The organism is Rhizobium sp. BK529 (assembly GCF_014194105.1).
In the GTDB taxonomy this organism is placed as follows: Bacteria; Pseudomonadota; Alphaproteobacteria; order Rhizobiales; family Rhizobiaceae; genus Rhizobium.
Genome location: NZ_JACIAU010000001.1, coordinates 949,665 through 973,764 on the forward strand (window position 1 = coordinate 949,665; position 24,100 = coordinate 973,764).

23 protein-coding genes are annotated in these 24,100 nt (G+C 61.5%); 8 read left to right on the plus strand and 15 right to left on the minus strand.

Translation table 11 applies throughout. From position 1 onward, the window contains the following. Positions 1–2: 2 nt before the first annotated feature. The 3 genes from FHX08_RS04705 to FHX08_RS04715 all read right to left on the minus strand — a co-directional run bounded on the left by FHX08_RS04705 (position 3) and on the right by FHX08_RS04715 (position 3,144). Positions 3–416: a hypothetical protein gene (locus tag FHX08_RS04705; protein ID WP_132654118.1), complete on the minus strand. Its 414-nt coding sequence runs from the start codon at positions 414–416 to the stop codon at positions 3–5. Further along, complete coding sequence (locus FHX08_RS04710) at positions 413–2,011, minus strand: hypothetical protein (protein WP_132654119.1); 1,599 nt, start codon at positions 2,009–2,011, stop codon at positions 413–415. The genes FHX08_RS04705 and FHX08_RS04710 overlap by 4 nt, the downstream gene beginning before the upstream one ends. Positions 2,012–2,217: 206 nt before the next feature. Then, complete coding sequence (locus tag FHX08_RS04715; protein ID WP_132654120.1) at positions 2,218–3,144, minus strand: class I SAM-dependent methyltransferase; 927 nt, start codon at positions 3,142–3,144, stop codon at positions 2,218–2,220. A gap of 313 nt (positions 3,145–3,457) precedes the next feature. On the opposite strand from FHX08_RS04715, the gene FHX08_RS04720 reads away from it, so the two are divergent. Continuing rightward, positions 3,458–4,252 carry a class I SAM-dependent methyltransferase gene (locus tag FHX08_RS04720; RefSeq protein WP_184326894.1) on the plus strand — a complete coding sequence of 265 codons (795 nt, stop codon included), beginning with the start codon at positions 3,458–3,460 and terminating at the stop codon, positions 4,250–4,252. A 332-nt stretch (positions 4,253–4,584) separates the two neighbouring features. Next, positions 4,585–6,249 (plus strand): alpha/beta hydrolase, encoded by a 1,665-nt coding sequence (locus FHX08_RS04725; protein WP_132654364.1) that lies wholly within the window; start codon positions 4,585–4,587, stop codon positions 6,247–6,249. A gap of 40 nt (positions 6,250–6,289) precedes the next feature. Here the strand turns inward: FHX08_RS04725 and FHX08_RS04730 are convergent, their stop codons facing one another. From FHX08_RS04730 to FHX08_RS04765, 8 genes are all read right to left on the minus strand, one after another. Continuing rightward, positions 6,290–8,806: a hypothetical protein gene (locus FHX08_RS04730; RefSeq protein ID WP_184326895.1), complete on the minus strand. Its 2,517-nt coding sequence runs from the start codon at positions 8,804–8,806 to the stop codon at positions 6,290–6,292. Between the two features lie 8 nt (positions 8,807–8,814). Further along, positions 8,815–9,327 carry a hypothetical protein gene (locus FHX08_RS04735; protein WP_132654123.1) on the minus strand — a complete coding sequence of 171 codons (513 nt, stop codon included), beginning with the start codon at positions 9,325–9,327 and terminating at the stop codon, positions 8,815–8,817. Then, complete coding sequence (locus FHX08_RS04740) at positions 9,320–9,796, minus strand: hypothetical protein (protein WP_132654124.1); 477 nt, start codon at positions 9,794–9,796, stop codon at positions 9,320–9,322. Before FHX08_RS04740 ends, FHX08_RS04735 begins: the two co-directional genes overlap by 8 nt. Then, the gene (locus FHX08_RS04745) at positions 9,777–11,870 is read right to left on the minus strand and encodes a hypothetical protein (protein WP_132654125.1); all 2,094 of its coding nucleotides are present in this window, start codon (positions 11,868–11,870) and stop codon (positions 9,777–9,779) included. The genes FHX08_RS04740 and FHX08_RS04745 overlap by 20 nt, the downstream gene beginning before the upstream one ends. Next, on the minus strand, positions 11,863–12,498 hold the full coding sequence (locus FHX08_RS04750) for a hypothetical protein (RefSeq protein ID WP_132654126.1): 636 nt from the start codon (positions 12,496–12,498) through the stop codon (positions 11,863–11,865). The genes FHX08_RS04745 and FHX08_RS04750 overlap by 8 nt, the downstream gene beginning before the upstream one ends. A 331-nt stretch (positions 12,499–12,829) precedes the next feature. Further along, positions 12,830–13,393, minus strand: a complete 564-nt coding sequence (locus tag FHX08_RS04755) for a hypothetical protein (RefSeq protein ID WP_132654127.1) — start codon at positions 13,391–13,393, stop codon at positions 12,830–12,832. Between the two features lie 140 nt (positions 13,394–13,533). Beyond that, positions 13,534–14,331 (minus strand): class I SAM-dependent methyltransferase, encoded by a 798-nt coding sequence (locus FHX08_RS04760; RefSeq protein WP_132654128.1) that lies wholly within the window; start codon positions 14,329–14,331, stop codon positions 13,534–13,536. Between the two features lie 111 nt (positions 14,332–14,442). Continuing rightward, complete coding sequence (locus FHX08_RS04765) at positions 14,443–15,399, minus strand: LysR family transcriptional regulator (RefSeq protein ID WP_132654129.1); 957 nt, start codon at positions 15,397–15,399, stop codon at positions 14,443–14,445. A 131-nt stretch (positions 15,400–15,530) separates the two neighbouring features. Between FHX08_RS04765 and FHX08_RS04770 the strand changes: the two genes are divergently transcribed. From FHX08_RS04770 to FHX08_RS04785, 4 genes are read left to right on the plus strand one after another with little or no spacing between them, the layout of a single operon-like run. Continuing rightward, positions 15,531–16,229, plus strand: coding sequence for a nitroreductase (locus FHX08_RS04770; protein ID WP_132654130.1), 699 nt, complete (start codon positions 15,531–15,533; stop codon positions 16,227–16,229). A 17-nt stretch (positions 16,230–16,246) separates the two neighbouring features. Then, positions 16,247–16,777, plus strand: a complete 531-nt coding sequence (locus FHX08_RS04775) for a DUF4863 family protein (protein WP_132654131.1) — start codon at positions 16,247–16,249, stop codon at positions 16,775–16,777. A gap of 19 nt (positions 16,778–16,796) precedes the next feature. Then, positions 16,797–17,258, plus strand: coding sequence for a carboxymuconolactone decarboxylase family protein (locus FHX08_RS04780; RefSeq protein ID WP_184326896.1), 462 nt, complete (start codon positions 16,797–16,799; stop codon positions 17,256–17,258). A 7-nt stretch (positions 17,259–17,265) separates the two neighbouring features. After that, the gene (locus FHX08_RS04785; protein ID WP_132654133.1) at positions 17,266–17,916 is read left to right on the plus strand and encodes an HD domain-containing protein; all 651 of its coding nucleotides are present in this window, start codon (positions 17,266–17,268) and stop codon (positions 17,914–17,916) included. Positions 17,917–18,130: 214 nt separating this feature from the next. On the opposite strand, the gene FHX08_RS04790 is transcribed toward FHX08_RS04785, so the two are convergent. Continuing rightward, the gene (locus tag FHX08_RS04790; RefSeq protein ID WP_132654134.1) at positions 18,131–19,072 is read right to left on the minus strand and encodes an AEC family transporter; all 942 of its coding nucleotides are present in this window, start codon (positions 19,070–19,072) and stop codon (positions 18,131–18,133) included. 118 nt (positions 19,073–19,190) lie between these two features. Here FHX08_RS04790 and FHX08_RS04795 point away from each other — a divergent pair, with 118 nt between their 5' ends. Continuing rightward, complete coding sequence (locus FHX08_RS04795) at positions 19,191–20,159, plus strand: LysR family transcriptional regulator (protein ID WP_245508281.1); 969 nt, start codon at positions 19,191–19,193, stop codon at positions 20,157–20,159. 89 nt (positions 20,160–20,248) lie between these two features. Here FHX08_RS04795 and FHX08_RS31820 read toward each other — a convergent pair whose 3' ends face one another. After that, entirely contained in the window at positions 20,249–22,837 is a 2,589-nt protein-coding gene (locus FHX08_RS31820) for an AAA family ATPase (protein WP_132654135.1), read from the minus strand. A gap of 169 nt (positions 22,838–23,006) precedes the next feature. Here FHX08_RS31820 and FHX08_RS04805 point away from each other — a divergent pair, with 169 nt between their 5' ends. Continuing rightward, positions 23,007–23,282 (plus strand): DUF4242 domain-containing protein, encoded by a 276-nt coding sequence (locus tag FHX08_RS04805; protein ID WP_132654136.1) that lies wholly within the window; start codon positions 23,007–23,009, stop codon positions 23,280–23,282. 223 nt (positions 23,283–23,505) lie between these two features. Here the strand turns inward: FHX08_RS04805 and FHX08_RS04810 are convergent, their stop codons facing one another. Together FHX08_RS04810 and FHX08_RS04815 are read right to left on the minus strand one after the other, a co-directional pair. After that, a complete protein-coding gene (locus FHX08_RS04810; protein ID WP_132654137.1) occupies positions 23,506–23,793 on the minus strand; it encodes a hypothetical protein in 288 nt (95 codons plus the stop codon). Between the two features lie 81 nt (positions 23,794–23,874). Continuing rightward, positions 23,875–24,096, minus strand: coding sequence for a BON domain-containing protein (locus FHX08_RS04815; RefSeq protein WP_165911904.1), 222 nt, complete (start codon positions 24,094–24,096; stop codon positions 23,875–23,877). Positions 24,097–24,100 lie beyond the last annotated feature (4 nt).

Genomic DNA, 24,100 nt, shown 5'->3' on the forward strand with positions numbered 1-24,100 from the left:
AATCACACAGGTTCGATCTGGGCCGCCCACCTCCATAAGTCGTCCATCTGGTTCGGCGGAATGCCCATGGCCACAGCGAGCAGATCGATGCGGGGGTCTTCACGGGAATATTCCTGCGCATCGTCGATCATGATGCGGACGGTTTCTTTGTCCTTGGTCGACATATTCGGCATGCTGTCGATCGTGGCCAAGACATCCGCCTTGAAAATCGGCGGTCCCAGTTCGAGCGCGGCGAGCCAGAGTTGCCACTTCCGGAGGGTGGGGAAGCGATCTTCCGATCCCGTGGGGTCGCGGAGGTATTTTGCGATTGCAGGCTCTTGGTCGTCATGAGGGGTGAGATCCAAATTGGGCTGATCGCGGGTGAATATTTCAAGGATCGTCCCAGCGCTATCGTAGCGAACGTATACAGTTGTCATGCAAAGAGCCTCCTGCAGGTGTAGTCATGCCAGCCGCAGACGAAGAAGGAGGCTGCGGCGGCCGTGCTCGTCACCGCAGCGTACCTCCAGAGCTGGCCATTAACATTGCTGCGTGCCTTACCCGCAGCCGCGCTTTGATCGGGATAATCATTGCCCGAGCGTGACCGGCACCGCACCTGATGGGCGGCACTGGAGGTGTAGTTGGCGACGGCAGCATCCGAGATGATTCCGATGCAATCCTGCCCGGTGGCTGCGACAACGGTGTCGATCAGGACCGAAACGTCGACGCTCAATCCCACGGGGATATTGCTCGGTATTGCCAGGCCCTGCACATTGGTGTTGGCGACGAACCACGCGTAGGTATCGGTGTTGACCTCATTGCCGGTCTGCCAGAATGGGACGACGTTTCCCGATGCGTTGGTGAGGATTAGGCCAACGCGGCTTCCGGACAGGCATTCCCAGCCGGCCGGCTTGATGACACCTGACTCTGATGTCGAGAGCGACATCATGAAATCCGTCGTGCCGTCTGTTGTCTTCCTGATGGCATAGAGAAAATATGTCTTCGATGGCTGTATAGATCCGGTATCGAGGAGCTGAGCAAGCGTTTTAGGCGTGGCAATAGCGGTCTGGTGCTTCTTGCCGCCAAACCAGCCAACGCCTGGGCCGATGGTTACAGATGCAACTCCGGCGTAGGCCGGGATAAATCCTGTAAAGAAATCAAAGCCGGTGGCAACGCAGACATATTTGACAACACTGCTCGCCAGGACCTTTTTCAGGGTCCAGCCGTCGGTGCTGTCAGCCATAGCGAATTCGTCGCTATCCGCGATATCCGCTTTTGCGGCTGAGCTGTGAAACATTCCGGCGATGCCGGCGGCAACCGAACCGTAGAGTGCGAGTGTTTTTCGATACCAGTGAAAGGAGGAGAAAAGACCGCCTGTGCCCGGGATCTGGACATCCTCGGGATTGGTCGCATAGGCGGCCGAGAGATTTGTGCTTGTATTGGCGGCTATCGCCGATTGCGCAGCTTCGCTCGCTTTCTGCGTGGCAATCTGCGTCAGGTCTGCAACGGCTGGAATATCATCAGCGATATCGGCGATCGTTTTCAGATATTGTGCCACAGCCGCGACGGCTTCGATGGCTGCTCCTTTGTCGCTCAGCGCCAGCACATTGGAAATAAGCTGGTCGATGGTCGCGGAATCGTAACTCGGTGGAATGGTAATGGCGCGGGCCGCCCGTTCCTTCAGTTGCTGAAGCCGCATCACGATCAGGTCGAGCGCCTGCTCGACGGTCTCGGCGTAATAGGCGCCCTGGTTCTCTAAGTCGGTTTCTTGGGTAAAAGGCACGTCCAGCAACAGCGTTATCCGGCTATCTTTGGCGGGGGCACGGGTGATGAGCGCACTGCCGCCGCCATCATTGCCAACGCCGGTTACTGAGTAGTCGGCATCCAGTACAAGGATCGTATCCGTGCCTGAGGCATCCGTGTGGATCACCTGCAGATGTTGAGGTTCAAGGATCTTGAATTTGTATTCGAAGGCCGTGGTGGTGCCGTCCCCGCTATAGGGGCCGGACCGATTTGTCTCGCTTGAAATTGTCATAGATCACGCCTCTAGTTTTGGTGACTATAGGCGCAAGAAGGTTGTTGGGCTGATGTGGTGATTAGAGACCGACGCCATCGGGCGCGTGATCCTGGACTCCGTATCTCGTAGCCGGGGCCGCTGTGTTATTCCCGCTACAAAGAACAAGCCGCTCGAAAGGTGGCTTGATCTGAGCACACCTGTATGCAAGCCGATTGGTGTAACCGCTACCTTGTGAGGGTGTAGCAGTGGAAGGCGTTGGCGGGATTATCGCGGACCTCGGTAGCGGCAAATGGTACGGCGAATCTCTTCAGGGATTCCACCCATTCAGTTTTCACGTCAGCAAGTTTGTCGGCGGGGATGGCTTCAACAGCTTTCAGGAACGCGGGGAACATTGGCCGGAAGCCAATATCCCAAGCCTGAATGATGTGTTTCGACAGGTGTTGAGAGTGATGATGTACTTTCAATCCCGAGGCATCAAAAAGGTGCCGCCACTGCTCGTCGCTGGCAGACTGTTTGATGTTGTCGCTCAGTCGACCACGATCAATTCCGTCAAGCCAACTCCATGCTGGATCCTTAGTCTGTGCAAATAAGCGGTTGAAGAAGCTATATTCGGGAAGCGTCGCGTTTGGCAGCATGAGGCACAGCCGCCCGCCGGGTCGTAGTATTCTAGAAAGCTCGTCAAGTACTTTCGCTGGGTCTTCCAGCCAGTAGACGATGTTAGAAAAGATTGTATCGAAACTTTCGTCCTCAAAAGCCAGAGACTCGTTGCCGTCGCCGGCCACCGTCTCAGTGTAAAGACCCAATCCGGCCGCCTTTTTCAACAGATTTGGCTTATGATCGAAGCCGACAGAGATTTGGTAACCAGGTGGTTTGATCACCAACGGCGTGTAGCTGCCATCGTAGGCGTCGAATACGTCGATTTTCTCATAGAAGCGATCAAGATTGGCGGTCTTCTGAAAAGCATCAAAGAGCGGATCGAACTGTCCACCGGCCCTGATGAAAGAGAACAAACCGTCACCGCACCCGAAGTCGAGCGAGCGGCCAGCGAACTCAAAGTCGCGCATTGCTTTGATATCTAGGTATCGCCAGAGCGCGGTCTCCGGCCGAAGCCAGAATATATTCAGCAGTTGATTGAAGCTTTCGTTCAACATATGGCGCTCATTGGAGACGAATTTTTCATCAGTCTGAAATCCCTATTTCATTGGTGCATGTTCGGACAGAGAAAAGACCGAAAGCATGTCATGACATAATATATCTCCCACGCTTGGGGCGTCATCATGTCGGAGCCTTCCGCTAGAAATATTGGATCGAGGATTTGCTTCCTCCTCGTTTCAGTTTCCCTCTCGTCTTCCCGCCGATTTGAGCTTTGGATTCCACGACGATCGCTCGTTGAAAGCACCAAACTACTGTTGTGTATTGGCTTTCTCATGAATGGCAATGTCTTCTAATGGGTAAGGGGAATGGATGGATTACAACAGGCACAACGCAGCTTCTGCATGGAAGCATCTGACGATCAGGCATCCGGATGTGCTTGTAGTGGGGGCCAACACCGGCAACGATTGTTCATATTTTGTCGAGTTTGGGGCCAAGTCGGTTTTGGGCCTTGATGTAATCGAAGAAGTCGGAAGCGAGTTCTTGCATCCGAAAGTTAGATATCTCTGCGAGAGCGCGGAAAACATGCGTTCGATCGCAGATGAATCGTTCGATCTCGTGTACTGCTATGCGACGATGGAACACGTCCCCAATGTGGAGGCGGCATTCTCCGAAATGGCGCGAGTGGCGCGCAAGGGTGGCATCATATATTCTCTCGCATCGCCGCTTTGGCAGTCGCCCGGTGGTCACCATATGGGTGAGTTCGTCAAATGGCCCTGGATCCACCTTGTGAAATCTCCGGACGAGATTGCCGAGATAGCGATCAATAACAATCTCTATTCCTCGGAAGAACTTGCCAGGGCAAAGGTCGAGTACATGCTCAATCCGTCCTTTTTCAACATGCGCCCTTCGACGGATTACATAAGGGCCTGCGCGAAACTGGCAGGCTTGCGCGTTCTTCGAAGTGAAATCTTGAAGGAAGATGCGAATTTGCTGGGCCACCCATTTGGGGCCGCGGCTATTGCGAGGGGCATGTCTCAAGAGAACTTGCTCGGCGTAACCCACCAATTGATAGCTCGGAAGAGAGGCTCCTGGAGCATGGCATCAGTCGTTCTCGACACGGCATACCTGCTGAAGCAGAGGCTTTCCCGGTTGGTCAGACATTGAATTGACCAGGAGATCCGGCGAGCACGAGGGATCGCGGGTCTGCCACTCATTTCAATGAGCGTAATGCCGAAGATGGCGCGGACCACGTGCTCGGTCTGCGTCGGTTGATCGACGATGAGTGTGCTCATGGCCGCCATTTTTCCGCTCGCACTGGACGCGGGGCCGGTGTGAGATAAGGAGGCGAGATATAGATTGTGTGATGCTGCTTCAGGCATATCAGCCTGCCGTCATCAGACAAATCCTAGGATCTGCGTTCCCACATCGCGTCTAGATCGTATGCAGCGTCTGTCATAAAACAGGCTTGCAGCATTCGGCATGGTGCGAGGGCAATGATGCGATATCAGACGATCGTTTCCGTCAGGCCGCTTTCGTGGCCGGGTCTTTTCTTCGCGCTGCTTTGCCTGTGCCTGTCGCTCACGCCTAGCCTCATGCCCCGGTCGTGGTTCGTGCAGGGGGCTCTGTCGGGCACGAGTGCTGCGGTCGGTTATTTCTGCGGCGTCGTCCTCCAATGGCTCTGGATCTATCTCGAGATCCCGCCGTTCCGCTTCAGCCCTGGATGGGTCGTGCGATCGGTGGCTATCTTGGTTGGTGCGGCCATCGCCGCCGTGTTCGTGTGGCAGTCGTCATCCTGGCAGAATTCCGTTCGGGCACTGATGCAGCTTCCTCCCAATGCCACGATCGAGCCCTTCCTGCTGATCTTCACCGCAGCCGTCGTCTTCATCCTGCTCGTCGCGATCGGCCGGCTTTTCAAGATGATGGTGCTTGCGAGTTACGCTCGCGCCAGCCGCCTCGTTCCAAACAGGATCGCCGCCGTTGCCGCAATCGTGATTTCGGTCTTCGCCTTCTGGACGGTCGTCGACGGCGTGCTGTTCCATGTCGCGCTGCGGGTCGTCGATTCCTCCTTCCGGGAGGCCGATGCGCTGATTGACGACGATACGCCGATGCCCGACGATCCGGCCAAAACGGGCAGTGCGGCCTCGCTCGTCAACTGGGAGGAACTCGGACGGCGGGGCCGTCATTTCGTCGCTTCAGGTCCGACGCGGGAGCAGATCGGCGCATTCCTGAATTCACCCGCAAATGATCCCATACGGGTCTATGTCGGCCTCAACAGCGCAGACAGTGCAGAGGCGCGGGCAAGCCTGGCGCTCGCCGAGCTGAAACGCCAGGGCGCATTCGAGCGACCCTTCCTGATCATCGTCGTGCCGACGGGAACCGGCTGGGTCGATCCGCAAGCCCTGGATACGGTCGAATATCTGCTCCGCGGCGATGTGGCGAGCGTCGCGATCCAGTATTCCTATCTCAGCAGTTGGCTGTCACTGATGGTCGAGCCGGAATACGGGTCCGATACGGCAAGGGCGCTGTTTCGAGAAATCTACGGCTATTGGCGCACGCTGCCTCGCGATCATCGCCCGAAACTCTATCTGCACGGCCTCAGCCTCGGGGCGCTGAATTCCCAGTCCTCCGTCAATCTTTTCGAGGTATTTGACGATCCGTTCCAGGGGGCGCTGTGGAGCGGGCCGCCCTTTGCGAGTGGCACATGGTCCTATCTGACCGCAAATCGCAATCCGGGATCACCGGCCTGGCTGCCGCAATTTCGCGATGGCAGCATGATCCGGTTTTCCAATCAGTGGACGTCTGCCACCACTGCCGGTGCCGCCTGGGGGCCGGTGCGCATCGTTTTCCTGCAATATGCCAGCGATCCCGTAACCTTCTTCGACTGGCGGGCGCTTTATCGGGAGCCGGACTGGATGAAGGGGCATCGCGGCCCGGACGTGTCACCGCATTTTCAATGGTTTCCGATCGTCACCGCCCTGCAGCTTGGCTTCGACGCCATGATCGCCACCACGTCGCCCATGGGTTTCGGCCATGTCTATGCGCCGCAGCACTATATCGATGCCTGGCTGGCGGTCACGGACCCGCCGGGCTGGTCGCTTGAGGAGATCGAGCGGCTGAAGCGGCACTTCGAGAGCGCTCCGCCGATCGAAGTGAGCGATTGATCGAGACGGGTATTACCCGATGTTTTTCTAATGCATCAGCTCAGCGATTGAGCATAAATTGCTCATATTCATTCGCAATTTCGTCAGGCGTTGGCTGCTTGCCGTTACGTTTCTTCAGGTCCGCTTCGATCGCCAACCTCAAATCCCGCGGAATATCCTTGTACTGCACGGTGATGTCGTAGGTCGCGTCGTTGGCGCGGCTATTGGCTTCGAAGAAGTAGCCCGGCTGCTCGCTCGCCGGCAGGCCGCGGCCATGGGCGGGCGTGCTGATGACGATCGGCAGCAGCAGGCGGTTGATCATTTTCTGGATGTCGCTCTGGCTCGGATTCTGGCCCTTGTTGATCGTCTTGAACTCGTCCATCTGGTCGACCAGCATGGTCTGGAATTGGGCGGCGCGGCGGGGGGCATCCGCGGATGAGAAGAAGCCGGGATTGGGGTTGATGAGGCCGAGGCCTTCCAACTGCGGGCGGGCGAGCTCGAAGGCGGTCCTGAGGTCGAGGCTTTCGAGGCGGGCCTTGCGCTGGTCGGTAAGTGCCATCTGCCGCCAGCCCATGACCTTTTCCCAGTCCTTGTCGGAGAGCTTGGCGCGGTATTCGAAGAGGTCGGTGCCTGCGAAAGCAGCGGGATCGGTGGCGAATTGCGTCTGGAGATCGTAGAGGGTGTGTGGGTCCGTGGTCGGCTGGCCGTAGGCGTGGACCTTTTCCTTGTAGTCGAGAAGTGTCGTCATGCCGGCCGGGCCGAGGGTCTGTCGGATGTGGAGCGGCAGCTTCGTCGGGTCGAAATTGGGATCCGATATGACCTGGTTGTTGGCCCATTCCTGTACCTGGATGCGCTGAGCGTCGATCGCCTTCTTCTGCGAGATCACATAGCCGCTGAGCTGCGCTTCGGTGGCGGCGCGCAGGGCGGGGTCGGTGATCCGGTTGAGGCCCTCTTCGATCATGCGCAGGCCGTCGGGATTGTAGTTCGGCAAGGCCATCGTCTTGGCATCGACGATGCCGGATGTGCGGAAGCCGCTGACGCGGTTCGGGGCGTGGGCGGAAAGCGCGATTTCCCCCGCATGCCTGGGGTCGGGGCCGAAAAAGAGGATGTTGCCGTCGGCATCGTAGCCGCGGAAGAAGCCGATAAGGCTCTTGTCGTCACTACCTTTGCCGCCATCGTTTGCGGCGCCACCTTGCTGTACCGGGCGGAGGACGACGATGTCGCCGGCGCGGGGTGTTTCGGTCGGCAGGCCGAAGCGGCGGAAGCTGTCGGCGTCAGCAGCAGCGCCTCTGATGGGACTGGTAAGCGCCGTCGTCGTGCCGAGGATGGCGCCGGCGACATGGGAAAGCCAGGGTTTGAGCGCGGGATCGACGGATGTGCCGGCGGCGTTCCTCACGAAGCCTGCGAGCGCGACATCGTCCTTCGCCTTGCCGGGAAAGGTGATTGCGCTTGCGACAGTGCGGAAATTTTCAGGGCCGCTCGGTTGGCGGGACGGACCTTCAGAGCCGGTGATTTGAGGTGCGGCGGCCGGTTGAGTGCCAGCAGCCTTGTTGCCACCGCTTGCGGCAGCCTTGGTCTCGAGGCCGCTGGTTTGTGGAGTGTTCGCTTTTGTGCCGGTATCGGCGGGATGGCTGGCGTTTCGCGCCTCGGTTTGAGGCGGGCGCTCGCCCGCCTCGCCGTTGCCTGCCTGCGCCTGCGGGGCGTCGGGCGAGGGCGCGGCGGCAGTGTTGGTATCCGGCGCGCCGGTATAGGTCGGCGGAAGATTGGCAATGATGTCTTCCGCGTTGCGCTTCGCCCGCTCGTCGGTGACGGCGGATTTCAGCGTGGCCAGCAGTTCGGTGCGGGCGGCGGGCAACAGCCTGTCGCCGGCGGCATTGACATATTGCTCGGCCTTGATAGGGCTTTCGGCCGCCAGCTTCAGTGCGATTTTCTTCGTCGTGTCGGAGATATATTGCGCAGTGTTCAGGTCGAGCTTCTCCTTGCTCAGGCCCTGCATCCGGCCGGCGTGCTGTATTTCGGTGACGCCCTTCTGGATGGCGGCATCGACCTTGGCCGGATCGTTGTAGACGGCGACGGCATCCTCGGCTGAGGACTTGATGCTCTTGCTGGACGTCTCGGCAAACCAGGCCTTGCGCTGGTCGAATGTGTGGCGGATCGTGCTGTCCAGCAGGGTTTTCATGCTGGCGCGGCTGGTCTCTTCATAGGTTCGGGCTGCACCCGGCGTCAGGCCCTTGCCGAATTCCGCGCGTTTCTGCTCGGCAAGCTTTTCGAAGGCGGCGCGGCCTTCCACGGCGGCGCGGCCGGTCAGCGTCAGAAAGCCGCTCTTGCCGTAGAGACCCTCGCGCTGCCAGTCGTCGAATTTCGTCTGGGCATCCTTGGCGGCGTTGGCATTGTCAAGTTCCTCGACTTTTACGACTGCATCGCCTAGCGTGCCCATGCCGCTGGCAAGGCCCTGCATGCCCTTGCCGATCGCAGCGCCGAAGGCTTCGGCATCGGCCTGCACGGTGAAGCCTTCGGTATATTCCGGGCGGAGCGCGACGTGCTGCTGCGTGTCCTGATAGGTCGGAACAGTCGGCATTCTTCACCTCACTTGATGTATCCAAGCGTTTTCGCCTGGGTGTAAACCTTGCCCGAGCCGCCGAGGATCGTGCCGACGGCATCGAGATAACCGCCCTTGACGGCGGCGTCGGCGCGCATGCGGTCCAGCTTGGCGCTCGCCAGCTGGTTGGTACCCTGCACCTTGTAGCCATAGGCTTCGCGATAGGCATTGGTGCGCACGTTCAGCGCATCGATCTCGCCCATCTTGGCAGTGTCGACGATCGTGTCGAGTGGCGAGCCGAAGGTGAGGTCCACGCCATTTGCGGCGATCGCGGCGCGCTGGCGGCCTTCGAGCTGCGCCGTCTGCAGGCGCTTTTGCTGCTCTTCCTGCTTGCCGCGCTCGATCGCGTCCTTTGCCTGCTTGTCGGCAATCTGCGCATTCATTTCGGCGACCTGGGCGTTGTATTTGTTCGCCTCCGCCGTCGCCTTCGCCTGCTGCACCTGGCCGGCGGCGCCGAGCAGCGTCGAGCCCAATGTCAGCGCCAGACCAAGATCACACATAGATTTCTCCCATCTCGAAGAGCCGGAATGGATGGCCGTTGATCTCCACCGGCTCGAACAGCCGAAAACCCAGCCATTCGAGCCAGCGGAGCGAGACCGTGTTGCGTGCATCCACGAAGTTTCTGAGCAAGCGATAGCGGCTCAACAGTTGAGCCGGCCAATCGCGCGATATCCGCAGGAAGGCGCGGAAGCTCTCCTCGACCGCATCCGTGCCGAGCAGCCAGGGGGCGCCGATGCCGGTCAGGATATTGATATCGCCGACACCCCACATCACTTCCGGCCGGCCATCGAAAAGAGCCGTCCAGGCAAGCGAGGAATGGCGGTGGGAGAAGGAAAGGGCAGACAGTGGCGAGCGACCCGAGGCGGCGAAGACTTCTTCGCGGTCGGCCTGGCGCATGCGTTCGGCGATGGTGCGGATATGGCCGGGTCTCGCAGGAATGATCGCAATCTCAGCGGCCAAGGGTGACATCCGGCATGATGGAGAGGATGGTCATCGGCAAGGGGTCGAACTGCTTCACCCACATGGCGCCGCTCGTGCTCCAGTCCCAATAGGGGGTGATGGTCAGATCGCCGGTATAGAGGCTGATCGCTTCGTTCCAGTTTTCGTTGCGGCGCTGCTTGTATTCCACCAGCACATTGCTGTCTCGCTCGCCATCGGCAGGACCGGTGAAGATGCCGCGGGTATTTTCTACCCGGAATGTCACTTCCGAGACGGATTTGGTGCGGCCCTGCACGGTGCCGAGACCCTGAATCTGCCCGACATCGAGATCGAGCGTTTCGATGGCCGCCGTCACCGGCAGGCCGATATGGATTTTCGAGGCGGCGTTCTGCAGGTTCACGCTGCCGCCGGATACGGTGAGATTGCGCACGACATTGCCGTCGGCGAGCGCCACGAGTGTTTGTCCTTCGAGATGGCCGAGGCCGGAGATGGTGGTGGCCGGCGGGCCGGAATAGGTCAGCCCGCAATCGACGAAGAAGGCGTCCTCGACATCATCGAAACCGCGGCTGTGCAGCCGTTCGATATAGCGCTTCTGAGTGCCGTTGATCGTGCGGCGGACGATGAAATACGGCACGTCCTCGCCATTCTCTTCGATAACGGTCACATCCTCGAAGAAGGCATCGGCACCGCTTTCATGGCGAGTCCAGGCCCAGACATCCTGCTCCTTCATGTAGGTGAGGGAGACCAGCGCACCGTCATCGAGCACCACCCAGACGACGGAATCAGGCGCCTGCGCATAATCCCAGGCCGATATCTCTCGGCCCTTGAAGAGGTGGCGAGCAAGGATGGTCAGATCCTTCCCCACATAGCTGTCCTGCGTATAGTCATAGGAGAAATCGCGCACCACGCCGCCAAGGCGCTGCGCAAAAAGTACGGTATTGCCGACGACGATCGGCTGCACGCGCGCCGCACCACGATAGCCCTGGTTGTCGAGCTTGATGGCGGAGGGCGAAATGGCATCCGCGGCCGAGCCGCCGGTGACGATCCATTCGGAACCTGATGTCAGCAGCAGCAGGCCGCGCACCGAGATCATCGAGCGGATCTCGTTCACCTGCCGAGCGCGGATGCGGAAGGTGACGGCATCGCTCGCCTTGGCGGGTGAAGAGACGCCGAAATTCTCGTAATTGGCGGATTGGCTCAGCCACACGGCCTGCGGATCGTTCAGTGTCGAGGCGAAGGCAAGCCGCTGCTCAATGAAGGTGACGCAGCGCGGATAGTTGCCCGCCGCATTGAACGGATTGCGGCCGCTCTGCGGCGTGTCGGAGAGATCGGGCGTGATGTTCTCGTCGTCGAAGGTGAGACCCGTCGTGCCGCCGACATAGCCGAAAATGCCGTTGTCATCACGATAGACGATGTAACGCGCCGCACCCGATACCGCCGCCCAGGTGACACGGTTGATGCCGCCCTGAATGGCGAGGTCGTTGACGACGGCGCCGGCGTTGGACGGCAGGCTTTCCTCGCCGCTGTCGGCGACGGCCGAGACGCAGTAACGGTACGTGGTGGCGACATAGCCGGTCTTGCCCGCGGTATCTCCGGGCTTGGTGACAACCGGTGTACCGGCCGGCGGATTGATCAGCGGCTTGAAGAGGACCGTCGTCAGCGTCCAGTTGTTGTCGGCGAGGCGGCCGAGTTTGCGCACGGGATGCTTGACGTGGCAGAGATAGAGAACATCGGCTTCCTGCACGAAGACGAGGTCCCGCAGGTCGTCGCCGGTATAGGCAGTCGCGACCTCGTAGGGTGCAGAGCCCGAGAGCACCAGCCCGCCGTCGCGGAAGATACGGATATATTGGTGGCCGAATTCGAGGATATAGGTCTGCTCGGTATTGAACTGGAAGCGGATCAGCCGGGCCTGTTTCGAACTGTCCTTGATCTCATGGATGAATTGCAGCCCCGCGCGGTTCGAGACACCGCCATGGGGATGGACGAAGACGTTCAGCGCCGTGCGCAAGCCGCTCTGGTATTTGGTGAGATCGACGCGGGCGCCGAGGGCCGGCGAGAGTTCACCGGCGGTGAAGGAGGGCTGGTAGGCGCGGAAATCAGCCATGGGCGCGCACCGCAATCAGCTCGCTGACGAAATTCTCGCTCGTGTGCCTCACCTGATTGGCTTCGGCCTGTTCGGCCGCCCGCTGGCTGCTCTCGGCAAGCGCCATCGCATCGGCGCGGATTTTCGGATCGCGGGTCAGCGGCATGGCGAGACGGACGGCGAGATGCCAGGAGAGCGCCTCGACGAAAAGCGGCGGATATTTCGTCGGGTCGGTCAGGCGGCAGGTATAGCGCAGCAGTGCCGGCGAGAGATCGCAATAGAGCCGGTCGCCCTCGAGCGCATAAGGGTATTGCATTTCGCGCCCCGCCTCGTCGAGATCGGGGTTGAGCGTTTCCGAGGGGATGGCTGTCTTTGCGGAATAGCGCGGCCTGATCCAGCGGATCTGCAGGCAATCGGCCGGCCGCGCATAGGAATGGCGCCAGACGCCGGGCTTGTCATTTTCCAGAGCGCCGAGCGCCAGCGTCTTGCCGGCCGCAGCCCAAGGAAAGGATTGCAACAGCACATCGCGGGTCTGCGCATAGAACTGATTGCAGGCGCGCGCTTCGGCGCTCTTCTCGGTGAGATCGTTGATATTGTCCTTGCCGATATTGGAAAGGGCGAGATTGCAGATAGAGACGACGGTAGCCATGAACCAACCTCTTGAGTTGGAGTAGGGCTAGCGTGCGGATGGTTGTTGGGGTGAAGTGGGGCGGAGGCGGGGAGCGGGTAGGCGAGGGCGCCGCGCACTGTACCGGGCGATGTGGCACACGCCCCAACCTCCCTCATTTCTGTGCTTGTCACAGGGATCAGCCGGTTTGCGCCCGTAAGCCGAAGGGCTATTTGGCGGAGCGGCAACCACCACAGTGATTGATTGCATCTCCTAAGGAAGAAAGTTTTTCCCGCCCAAGGGCTTGGGCGGGTCGGATTCCTATGACAAGCACGGGAATTGTGAGGAGAGAAGGGGCGGCCTCCCACTCAATTCATAGATAATCCCTCATGCGGCAAGTATATTTGCTGTAGGTGCCGTAATCCGTGATCCAGCCGTCGTCTTCTAGGTCCACACTCCGCCCAGATTCGGAAATGACTTCGAGATTCTTGCCGGTACGCTGCAGGATATTGTCGTGCACCGTCTTCGCCTTTTCCGGGAAGGTGAAGCTGTAGTGGAAATCGGACATACAGCCGCCGCCGGCCTTGAGGGCGTAGATCGGCAGGGTGAACTGGTTGAACCTGCTTCCGAAATATTCCCCGACCGTATTGACGACGACCGGTGGCCCTTCGTTTGAGGTGCAGGTCGCCGATATCCTGCTTTCCATGGCCTTCAAGCTTTGCCTCGTCGCGTCGGGCAGGGCGAGGTTGTTGATGAGCATTTCCTTGTCATCGGCATTGTAGGAAAGGCCGCCTTCGCCAAAGGAGCAATTGACAGGGTCGGGAAAGAGTGTTTCCGCCCATTTGTCCACGGCAATTCTCGACGTCGGAAGAAGAGCTGCAGTCGAGAAAAGCATTGCGACTGAAATGCCCTGAAGATTGAAAAGCAGTGACAACATCTATATTCACTCCGAGCCCCACATGCAGGTTGCACGACAGGCGCGAATATTCAACATGGATTTTCCAGCAAAGTGTCGGGAACTGATTTCCGTTGCGATGGTGCTCCAAACTTGTTGGGTGTCAGTGAAGGAGAGACCGCTCATCCCATCTTTCGGCTGATGAACAACCCCGTCTCCTTACCCACCTCAAGCACACCCCCGCCCGCCCGAAATGCCTCTGATATCGCCGCCCGAAATGCGGCAAGCTCCGCTTCGTTCGCCCGATCCCCCGGCGGATAGGAGGTCAGCGCCAGGAACACGTCCTCCGGCTCCGTGATCCGCATATGCGCCGGGTGCTCGGTCATGGTGACATTACCGAACTGCGCCTGCATCAGCCGTTCCGCCGTCTCATAGCCGAAGGCAGCACCCGCCGGGTCGTAGGGCGGGCTGCCGAACACCGTCGTCAGTTCGTACATGCCCCGCATATTGCCGGCCCCATTGGTGGTCACCGCAAGGTGACCGCCGGGCTTCAGCACGCGGTGCATTTCGGCAAGCGCCTGGGCCTGGTCGGCCACATGGTAGAGCATGTGCATGGCGATGACGGTATCGAAGGAAGCGTCTTCGAAGGGCAGGGCCGTGGCGTCGGCCTGCTGGCCCGTCACACCTGCGAAGCAGAGCGAGTGACAGCGTTCGAGCGCTTCCTGCAGCATGCCGGGAGAGAGATCGGCGAGTGTGAGGGCGAGATCGTCGGGAAGTTCATTCACCACAGAAGCCCAGAACCAGCCGGGGCCGCAGCCGACATCCAGCACTCGGTCGCCCGATTTGAGAAGCAGCTGCCTTGCCACCCAGGGAAACCAGCCGGTTTCGGCGATCGTATATTCCCGGTTCAGCCACCCGCGGGCGGCGAGTTTCTTGCTGTCGCTATATTGCTGCTCATTGCCTGTGGTGATGGATGACATGATCGGCTCCCCCCGCTTCCATCAATAGCAGATCAACGAATGCGGCGGGACGATCCTGCACCTTTATGGTGTGGCGGACAACTGCGATATCTCGCCTCTACAGCCGAGCTCCTAGAACGTGCTCACCGCCCGCGCGGCATCCTCAAGCTGAGCCCGTAACCAGACATGACCCGGCTCATGCCCAAGCCTGTTGTGCCACACCATCTGCACCGGCGTCGGCGGCGCGCTCCAGGGCAGTTCGGAAACTGCCACCGTGCCGGACCGCCGGAAGAGATCGGCAAGCCTGGCGGGGGCAATGGCGGCTGCGGAGGTTCCGGCCAGCAGCGCGGGCAGGGCGAGGAAATGCGGTTGGATGACCCTCAGATTGGGCGTCGCGCCGATTTTCGCGAGTTCGGCAACGAGCATAGCCCGGTCGAACATTTCCATGCGCCTTGTGAGGCCGCGTTCGGAAATCTGCCCGTCCTCGATGCCGCCGGCGGCCACGGCGAAAAGCGGCAGGGCTGCGAGCTCTTCGGCCGCGATGGGCCGGCCGGCCAAGGGGTGGTCGGGGGCGACGACGAGCACATCCCTCTCTTCGAACAGCAGCTGGGCGCGCAGGCGATAGGGAATGTCGAGGAAGGAGCCGAGCGCGACGTCGACGCGGCCGACATCGATCTGGGCGGTGAGATCGATGCGCGTCGCGGGCAGGATGGTCACGCCGGCATGCGGTGCAAGCGATGAGAGCGTGCGCAGGAAATGCGGCACCACGACCGCGGTCATATAGTCGGTCGCCGCGATGCAGAACTGCCGGGTAGAGGTCTCGGGCTTGAACTCCGGCGGGCCGATGGCGCGTTCGGCCGCGACCAGCGCATCGCGCACCAGCGGTGCCATCTCCGCTGCGCGTGCCGTCGGCACCATGCCGGCGGCGGTGCGCACGAAGAGCTCGTCGTTCAACAGCGCCCGCAGGCGCGCCAAGGCATGGCTGACCGCAGAGGGGCTCAGCGCAATCGCCTGGCCGGCGCGCAGCACGTTTCGCTCCCGCATGACGGCATCGAAGACGAGGAGAAGATTGAGGTCCAGGTTTTTCATCAGTCGCGTCCGGTGGAGAGCCGATGCGGCCATAATGCATGCCATGCATTTTCATATTGTCAACATTGCACTTCCTGAAACGGCTCCCGCGGCGGATGATCCCGCATGAAGAGAGTGATGGAGGCCTGGTGATGAGCCGCGACCCAGCCAATACAATCCTGACCGTCGATCGCGTCATGCGTGGGCGCTTTGCCAATCGGTTCTTTCTCGACCGTTCGGTCGAGCTTGAGACGGTGCGGCAGATCATCGAGGTCGCACGCCATGCCGGAACGGGTGCCAACGTGCAGCCCTGGCATGTGCATCTCGTGGCCGGCCAGGTGAAGGCATCGCTCATCGAGGCGCTCGGCCATGCGCATGAGACGGAGGCGCACGCCCATACGCCCGAATACAAATACCTGCCCGACGATCTGCCGGAGCCTTATGCCTCGCGCCGGCGGGAATTCGGGGCCGTCTTCTACGGCTCGCTCGGCATCGCGCCCGACGACAATGCCGCGCGCGCCAGGAATACCGCCCGGAACTACCGGTTTTTCGATGCGCCTGTCGGCCTGATCTTCACGATCGACCGGCGGCTGGAGAAGGGAAGCTGGCTCGATCTCGGCATGTTCATCCAGAACATCATGCTGGCGGCGGGTGCGCGCGGCCTCGATACGTGCGCGCAGGAATTCTTCTCCCGCTATCACGCCGTCATCCGCCGAGAGCTTTCGCTCAGCGCCGAGGCCATGGTCGTCTGCGGCATGTCGATGGGTTTTGGCGATCCGCAATGGGCAGACCGGCGCCCGCATATGCCGAAGGCCGATGTCGATGACATCGCCTCGTTTCACGGCTTCTGAACACAGGAGGAATTTCCATGACCGAACGTGATGCATTGATCGACACGGCAATCCGTTTCATCGAGGAGATCAAGGACAAGACGCCGGGCGCTGCAATGGAGCGCTGGCTGAACGAGACGCACGGGCCGGGCAGCCCGCTCTATGAAGATCTGGCGCGCCGCGTGCGCCGCGGCGTCGAAGAGGGCTGGGCCGCCAATATCGAGATTGCAGGACGGCACTACCGCCGCAGCCGGTTGCTCGAGCCCTGCGAGCGCTCGCATTATTTCAGCCTGACGACCGTCTATATGGACAGCCGCGCCGGAACTCCGGAACCCGAAAGGGTCTTCAGGGGCGATTATCACCTGCATCCCTATGGCGAATTCAATCTCGTCGTGCCGCTGGAAGCCGGCGCCGAGCTGATGGGGCCGCTCGGCTGGCGTCATGCCGGATGGACTGCGCCGGCACCCGGCAGCCATCACTATCCCGAGGCAAGGGGTGGAGCGCTGATCGCCTTCTTCTTCCTGCCGTCGGGGCGCATTTCCTACGACATCGAAGCGCCGCGCGCATGAGCACAAGAGGAGAATATCGATGACACAAAGACTGGATTACAACGCGGCCTCGCCTGCCGGGGTCAAGACGCTCGCCGGCGTTTACGGTTATATTTCCCGCTCCGGATTGGCGAAATCGCTTATCGATCTCGTCTACCTGCGCGTCTCGCAGATCAATGGCTGCGCCTATTGCATCGACATGCATTCCCGCGATCTGCTGAAGGAGGGGCTCGATATCGAAAAGCTGGTCCTGCTGCCGGTCTGGCGAGAGGGCGGGGCCTTGTTCACCGATCGGGAGCGTGCCGCGCTCGCATGGGCCGAAACGGTCACTCGCGTGGCGGAGACCGGTGTTCCCGAGGCGGAATATGCGGCAGCCGCAGCCGTTTTCGATGGTCAGCAGCTGACCGATCTCACGATCGCGATCGGCCTGATGAACGCCTATAATCGGATGGCAATCAGTTTTCGCGCACCGCCTGCCGCGGTCGCTGCCTTGAAGGGCTGATCCAGCCATGAGCGATATTTCCGGAGTAAAGATCCCCGACAGCAAGCTGGCGCGCGATGTCACGCAGTTCATCCGCGACACCGAAGACGACCTGCTGTTCTTCCACTCCAGCCGGGTGTTCTTCTGGGGTGCGCTGACGGGGGAGCAGAAGAAGCTGCCATTCGATGCCGAACTGCTCTACGTCGCCTCGATGTTCCACGATCTCGGTCTCACCGCAGGCTATCGCGACAGCAAGTTTCGCTTCGAGGTCGATGGCGCCAATGCCGCGCGGGATTTCCTGCGCGCCTATGACATTGCGCAGGCCGATATCGACAAGGTCTGGAACGCGGTGGCGCTGCATACGACGCCTGGCATTCCCGAACATATGCAGGCGGAAATATTCCTGGTGCAGGCCGGTGCCGGCATGGATGTCGCCGGCCGGGGATATGAAGGCTTCACCGATCGGCAGCGCGAGGCGGTCATCCGCACATATCCGCGCGGCGCCGGTTTCGAACATGCCATGATCGATGCCTTCTACGACGCCATGAAAGAGCGGCCGATGACGACCTTCGGCACGTTTAACGATGATTTCCTGGCCTTCAAGGACCCGCATTTTCAGCGTGGGGATCTCTGCTCGATCATCCTTCATTCGCCGTGGCAGCATTGCGACGCACATTGACACGCGCTTCCGGTGGGTGATTGTCCCTGCTGCCGCCAGCTGCTAGGTCACCCTCTCGGCCATTACCGGCTCTGAAGGAGACATCGTGAAGAACCCGATCTTTCTCGTCATCATGAGCATTTTCCTGCTGGTGGCGATTGCCGGCCTTGCCATTAGTTCCGCCCGGCTGATCGGGCTGTTCTAGGCTAAGCACAACCAGTTTTTCCCCATAGGCTCAGTGCCCGGCCACGGCGAGATAGGCCGAGATCGTCAGTACCGAAAGCATGGTGGAGGCAAGCACGACGCGGCCGGTCAGGCTTGCTTCGCGGCCATAAAATTCCGCCAGCATGAAGGGGCCGGTGCCGGTGGGCAGGGCTGCGAGCAGCACGGCGGTGTGGGTTGCGGAAGCCGGCAGGTTGAGAAGCGGGGCGGCGATGAGCCAGGTGACGACGGGCTGAGCGATCAGCTTCAAGCCGACCAGTATGCTTGTGGTCGTCGCCCGCGCGCTTGCCTCGCCGGCCTTGGTTCCGGCCAGAAACAGGCCGAGCGCGATCAGTGCGCAGGGCGAGGCGGCGCCGCCCAAGAGCTTCAGGAAGGCATGCGCGGGCGCAGGCAGCGAAACGCCCGAGAGCATGACCAATGCGCCGAGGGCGGGTGCGACGAGCAGCGGGTTTTTGGCGAGCGAGCGGGTGGTCTTGAGGGCGATGTCGCGCCGCCGGGTTTCGGATTGCAGCCCGCCTTCGATGAGGATTATGGCGACGGCGAAGAGCACGCAGACGGTGAGAATGGTGGAGATCAGCGTCGGCGCCATGCCGGTGTCGCCGATCAGTGACAGGACGAGCGGAAAGCCGATGAAGCCGGTATTGGCATAGCTCGCGTTCAGCCCGTCGATCGCCGCATCGGCGAGATGCCGGCCTTTGGCGACTCGCCAGCAGAGCGTGGCGCCGAAGATGACCGCGCAGCCGGCGGTAAACGCCAGAATGAAGCCCGGCTGCCAGATCTCGGCGGGCCTGGCATTGGCCATGATGTCAAAGAGCAGCGCCGGCAGGGCAAGATAGACGACCAGCCGGTTGACCTCGCGCGTGGCGTTTTCGCCAAGCGCCCCGGTCTTCCGGGCAATCCAGCCGGCGAGGATGAGGGCAAAGATCGGCAGGACAATCGAGAAGTTCGTCAGCATTCGGGGAAACTCGGGCAATTCGGCGCGGCTCGCGATCGGGAGCGATCCTTGCCTAGATCATGCGATCAAGATAATCCAATGTCATCTGGGATGCTGATTGATACTTCTGAGGTATCGAGTGGATACACGCCACATGCGCTATTTCGTGGCGCTTGCCGAGACGCTGCATTTCGGCCACGCGGCAGCGCGCATGAACATGAGCCAGCCGCCCTTTAGCCGGCAGATATCGGCCATCGAGAAGCGGCTCGGGGTCAGGCTCGTCGAGCGCAACTCGCGCAGTGTGGCGCTCACGCCGGCGGGGCAGCATTTTCTTGCCGATTGTCGCGCCGTGCTGGAACGGTTCGATGCCGCCTGCCGCGATGTGCAGCTGGTTGCCAGCGGCATGAAGGGCGAACTGAAGTTCGGCTTCATGATGCATGCCGCCCATAGCGTCGTCCCGGCGCTGGTGCGGCTTTACTCTCAGGCGCGGCCGGATGTGCGGCTGATCCTGGAGGAGCGCATACCCACCGATATCGAGGAGATGCTGACGGAGGGAAAGCTCGATGCCGCCGTCACCTTCGGCGGCGGCCCGGCGCCGCATCTGCGGACATTGCTGCTTGCCCGCGACCGGCTGTGCCTGATCGTGCCGGCAGGCCATCCGCTGGCTAAGGCCGAGGGCATCGGCCCGCAGGCTCTCGCCGGCGAAAAGCTGATTGCCGCGCCAGCCACGGTGGCGCCGACCTTGCGCTCGGCAATTGCCACTTACTGCGCTGCTGGCGATGTCATCCCGCATTTCGCCTTCGAGCCGCGCCTGCAGCACACGATCATCCGGCTGGTGCAGGAGGGTCTGGGGGTGGCGCTGATCCCGCAATCGCTGTGCAGCGATCTGGCCGAACGGGTGGTTGCGCGGGCGATTGAGGATGCGCCCGAGTTTGATGTCGTGCTTTGTGCCTCACGGACGGCGAGGAGCCCCGCGGTGCCGGAATTGTTCGAGGTGGCGGGGCGGGCGATCAAAGACCCCGCCCCAAAGGGGGAGGGGCTTAATCCGCCGCACCGGCTTTGCAGAACTTCGACGTTTCGGGAAAAGCAAGGCGGCGCCCCAGGTTAGTCCCTCCCCCTTGTGGGGAGGGGTGGGGAGGGGTCTTTGCTCGCTTTCCTCATGAACTGCCATGATGAGGAAAACGGTCATCGCCCAATCTACCCAAGCAACCCCAGCCTTCGTCCCTCGGCAGCCGCCTGGCCCCTGGATTTCGCGTTCAGCTTCGCCAGGATCGAGGAAATATGGTGATCCACCGTTTTTGCCGAGACGAACAGCTGCGCGCCGATTTCGGCATTCGACCTGCCTTCGTCGATCAGCCGCAGCACGTCCATTTCCCGTGTCGTGAGGCCGGCGGCGTTGGCCTGGGTGCTGGCTCTCGGGCCGCGCGTGGCGAGCCGGCCGCTGCGTTTGCGGATCATGTCCTTCACGTGGGTGACGACGGTGGTGGCGCCGAGGGTTTCCAGCGTCGCCAAGGCCCGGTAGAGCGCGTCGCTGTCGCCGTCGAGCAGGGCGAGCGCAGCCAGATAGGGCGCGCGGCGATCCGTCCAGATATCGGCGGCTTCCTGCCATCGGCCTTCGAGCATGGCGGTCACGGCGGCGTCGCCATTCCTATTGTCAGGCGCAAGGCCGGGTTCGCCGAGAATATGCGCCCAGAAGCCGATCGTCGAACCGGGCGCATCGTCGCTGCAGAGGGAGGCTGCCTGCCGCAGGGCGGCCAGCGCCGCATCACGGTCGGCGAGGCCGAGCCAGGCGCGCTCGGCCATCAGCGCGGCATGGGCCGACAGGCGCTGAAATTCGAACGTGTTTGCCAGGAATTTTTCCATTTCCTGCAGCAGCGCGTCCGCGGGTTCGCCGCGCCGGGTGCGGAGTGTCGCCAGCGCAACGAGCGAGGGATAGCGCGACAGGGCCGGGGCGTTCTGATTGTCGACCACGGCTTGCGCTGCTGCGGCTGCCTCTTCCCAGCGGCCGAGGAAGGTCAGAAGTTCGGCAAGCTCGCCGCGCATATAATCGCGCCACGTATCCAGGTCGTGCTCGATGCAATAGGCAATGCCGCGCGTCAGCACGTCTTCGGCGGCAGCGGCCGCATGAAGCTGGATTTCCACCCAGGCGCGGTTGGTGAAGGCGCGGGCGATATGTTCCTGAAAGCCGTGATCGAGGGCGATCGCTAAGGCCTCTTCCAGCGTCTGCCGGGCGCGGTCGGGATCGCGCCAGCAGATGGCGGTGCCGACATTGTTGAGCGCATGGCAGAGCACCTCGGGCCGGGCAACATCTTCCGCCGTCATCAGGGCGATGGCGCGCTCGCCGTAGAAGGTGGCCGTTTCGGCATCACCTGCCAGCATGCCGAGCTGCGACAGGTTGGAATAGCCCATAGCGAGCTCGGCAGGGGCGTTCGCCTGCTCCAGCACCTCGACTGCCTCGCGGCCGAAGGCATCGGCGCCCTTGCGGTCTCCGGCGAGGTAGCTCAGTCGTGACAGCCAGCGCATGTTGTCGCCGATATGCCTGATATCACCGAGGGACCGGTAGAGCGAAAGCGCGCTCGTCTGCGCGGCAATGGCGCGCTCCATCTGGCCGGTCAGGTGGCATTCGAAGGCATAACCCTCATAGAGGCAGGCGCGCGCGGCATCGCCCAACGCACCGGCATGGGCGAGCGCCAGTTCGTAGTGGCGAATGGCCTGCCGGTGGGCACCCAGCCTTCCGGCCTCGGCTGCCGCCTTCGGTGCGAGTTCCGAGATCGCAGCGATGTCCTGCGCCTCGTTGGCATGGTGGACCATACGCGCCACGGACGCATCGCCGCTTTGACGGAAATAGGCGAGCGCCCGTTCGTTCAGCCCACGGCGGCGAAGCGGCGGCAGCGATTGCTCGATCGCCTGTCTGGCGATCTCGTGGCGGAACATGAACAGGTCACCAGCCGGGACCAGAAGTCCGCAGGCGACGCAGGCCTCCAGTGCCCTGCGGGCGTTTTCGCCGCAGATCGCTTCGATCAGCTCAGGGGCGAAGGCATCGGGCGAGGTGGAGGCCGCACACAGCACCGCCCTGTCTGCCTCCGAAAGCGTATCGGCCCGCGCCAGCACGGCATCGCGGATGGTTGTCGGCAGCCGGTCGCGGCTGGCGGCATCGACGAGTTCGCTGACGAAATAGGCGTTGCCGCCGGTGGCGGAAAAAATCGCCTCGCCATCGAGGCCTTCCTGCTGTGCCAGCTCCAGCACGGAGGCTTTCGAAAGCGGCGGCACGTCGATGCGCAGCCAATGGGCCGGCGGGATGTCGGCAAGCAGCCGGCGCAATCGCGTCTGGCCCGGCGTATCGTCGTTGCGCGCTGTGAGGACCGGCAGAAGACAGGTGTTGCGGATGCGGCGGCCGATATAGCGGATCAGGTTCAGCGTGGCGTCATCCGCCCAGTGAATATCCTCGATGACGAGCAATGTCGGCTGGCGATCGGCTGTCAGGAGATCGAGCACTTCGGAGAAGAGGGAAATCCAGTTGCCGGCCGACACGCGCGTCAGCTTCCAGCGCGCCTCCCGCGCAATGTCGCGCCAGGGGCCGAGCGGCTCGGCTGTGCCGAAATTCTCGCACGCACCTGATAGCACGCGTGTACCCTCGGGCACGGCGCGGGAAAAGGCTGCCGCGAGCGAGGACTTGCCGGCGCCTGCTTCCCCTTCGAGCAGGACGACGCGGCTCTCGCCGTCGGCGGCTTCGCGCAACAACGACTGCAGATGATCGAGAATGGGCGCGCGCTCGATTAGTCGCATCGCGGATTATTGCCAGCATCCCCAGCGGCTGGAAATAGCAGCGTGCCAAAATAGGGCAGCGAGGCCTAAGAAAATGGGGAGATATCCCGATGTGCAGACCGGCTCGCAGGCATAGCGTGCATCCCGTCAATGCCAATGCCAACGAGGCCAGAGCGAACAGGAGGTCGCCATGCCGAAATATCTCATCGAACGGAACGTTCCCGGTGCAGCCAAACTCACGCCCGAGCAGCTGCGGGAGATTTCCGCCACGTCCAACAAGGTCGTCGCCGGCCTCGACCGTCCCTATAACTGGATCACCAGCTATGTCGCCGGCGACAAGATCTATTGCGTGCACGAAGCCGACAGTGCCGAAACCGTTTACCGCCACGCCCGCGAGGGCGGCTTTCCAGCCGATCTGGTGACGGAGATTGCCTCGGAGATCGGCCCGCAAACCGCACGCGCCTGAATACACGCGCCTGATTACCCGCGCTTGGCCGTTTGCGAGGGGCAGCGACCGGCGCTCGCCTCGTTCCCTCCTCGGACGAGTTCGGGGAGGGGATGGGGGAAGGGCTTTGCGACGGCGGCTTTTGGGGCACGCGACACGCAGCAAGTTCTGTGATTGTGAGCGCAGGTTTGATCTCATGCAGGTCATCGATGTGATGCAGTGCCGGCTGGCTTAAGATCCAATGTCAGCAGAAGTCCGTGCGGGCAGATGCTGTGGCGCCTGGAGATCGGGATTGCAGGCGGGAGAGCAGGCGCAGCGCCGCGGAGACGGCGAGATTGGCGAACGCCGTGTCGCTGGCGGAAATCTGTTCGCGGCAGGTCTTCAGCTGTCCCGAGATTTCGCCGATTTCGGCATGCAATGAGGCATTGCCGGCGGTGGCCGCGTTGGATGAGGCCACGGCAAGGTGTGCGATCAGCAGATCGACGATGGTGAGGCGTTCTTCCTGCGGGATGGATTCGAATGGTACCGGCATGGTGTTTCTCTGTGCTGAGGAAAGATGCTGCGCCGAGCCGGCCAGGTCAGAGCGAACAGGAGAGTTCGTTTAAAACGTGCCTCACGCCACCGACGCCCCATGCACGTCCGCCGCCCGCTCGATCTGGGTGTAGAGCGGCACCCATCCTGCAAGGGTGACGTCGCCGTCATGCGCCGATACGAAGATATAGGTCGCATCTATATCGCCTGCGCGGTGAAGCGATGCCGAGACTTCGGATTCCAGATCGGCCGCATTGGCCGGCCTCGAATGCACAAGCTGCAAATGCCTTTCACGCACGGGCATATCC

What these genes read in the sequence shown, in the direction of transcription:
- FHX08_RS04710 (WP_132654119.1), bottom strand. Translation starts at nt 2,011, where the DNA reads ATGACAATTTCAAGCGAGACAAATCGGTCCGGCCCCTATAGCGGGGAC.
- FHX08_RS04790 (WP_132654134.1), bottom strand. Translation starts at nt 19,072, where the DNA reads ATGCTGACGAACTTCTCGATTGTCCTGCCGATCTTTGCCCTCATCCTC.
- FHX08_RS04760 (WP_132654128.1), bottom strand. Translation starts at nt 14,331, where the DNA reads ATGTCATCCATCACCACAGGCAATGAGCAGCAATATAGCGACAGCAAG.
- FHX08_RS04775 (WP_132654131.1), top strand. Translation starts at nt 16,247, where the DNA reads ATGACCGAACGTGATGCATTGATCGACACGGCAATCCGTTTCATCGAG.
- FHX08_RS04785 (WP_132654133.1), top strand. Translation starts at nt 17,266, where the DNA reads ATGAGCGATATTTCCGGAGTAAAGATCCCCGACAGCAAGCTGGCGCGC.
- FHX08_RS04745 (WP_132654125.1), bottom strand. Translation starts at nt 11,870, where the DNA reads ATGGCTGATTTCCGCGCCTACCAGCCCTCCTTCACCGCCGGTGAACTC.
- FHX08_RS04755 (WP_132654127.1), bottom strand. Translation starts at nt 13,393, where the DNA reads ATGTTGTCACTGCTTTTCAATCTTCAGGGCATTTCAGTCGCAATGCTT.
- FHX08_RS04740 (WP_132654124.1), bottom strand. Translation starts at nt 9,796, where the DNA reads ATGTCACCCTTGGCCGCTGAGATTGCGATCATTCCTGCGAGACCCGGC.
- FHX08_RS04765 (WP_132654129.1), bottom strand. Translation starts at nt 15,399, where the DNA reads ATGAAAAACCTGGACCTCAATCTTCTCCTCGTCTTCGATGCCGTCATG.
- FHX08_RS04735 (WP_132654123.1), bottom strand. Translation starts at nt 9,327, where the DNA reads ATGTGTGATCTTGGTCTGGCGCTGACATTGGGCTCGACGCTGCTCGGC.
- FHX08_RS04815 (WP_165911904.1), bottom strand. Translation starts at nt 24,096, where the DNA reads ATGCCCGTGCGTGAAAGGCATTTGCAGCTTGTGCATTCGAGGCCGGCC.
- FHX08_RS04730 (WP_184326895.1), bottom strand. Translation starts at nt 8,806, where the DNA reads ATGCCGACTGTTCCGACCTATCAGGACACGCAGCAGCACGTCGCGCTC.
- FHX08_RS04810 (WP_132654137.1), bottom strand. Translation starts at nt 23,793, where the DNA reads ATGCCGGTACCATTCGAATCCATCCCGCAGGAAGAACGCCTCACCATC.
- FHX08_RS04715 (WP_132654120.1), bottom strand. Translation starts at nt 3,144, where the DNA reads ATGTTGAACGAAAGCTTCAATCAACTGCTGAATATATTCTGGCTTCGG.
- FHX08_RS04720 (WP_184326894.1), top strand. Translation starts at nt 3,458, where the DNA reads ATGGATTACAACAGGCACAACGCAGCTTCTGCATGGAAGCATCTGACG.
- FHX08_RS04725 (WP_132654364.1), top strand. Translation starts at nt 4,585, where the DNA reads ATGCGATATCAGACGATCGTTTCCGTCAGGCCGCTTTCGTGGCCGGGT.
- FHX08_RS04705 (WP_132654118.1), bottom strand. Translation starts at nt 416, where the DNA reads ATGACAACTGTATACGTTCGCTACGATAGCGCTGGGACGATCCTTGAA.
- FHX08_RS31820 (WP_132654135.1), bottom strand. Translation starts at nt 22,837, where the DNA reads ATGCGACTAATCGAGCGCGCGCCCATTCTCGATCATCTGCAGTCGTTG.
- FHX08_RS04780 (WP_184326896.1), top strand. Translation starts at nt 16,797, where the DNA reads ATGACACAAAGACTGGATTACAACGCGGCCTCGCCTGCCGGGGTCAAG.
- FHX08_RS04805 (WP_132654136.1), top strand. Translation starts at nt 23,007, where the DNA reads ATGCCGAAATATCTCATCGAACGGAACGTTCCCGGTGCAGCCAAACTC.
- FHX08_RS04750 (WP_132654126.1), bottom strand. Translation starts at nt 12,498, where the DNA reads ATGGCTACCGTCGTCTCTATCTGCAATCTCGCCCTTTCCAATATCGGC.
- FHX08_RS04770 (WP_132654130.1), top strand. Translation starts at nt 15,531, where the DNA reads ATGAGCCGCGACCCAGCCAATACAATCCTGACCGTCGATCGCGTCATG.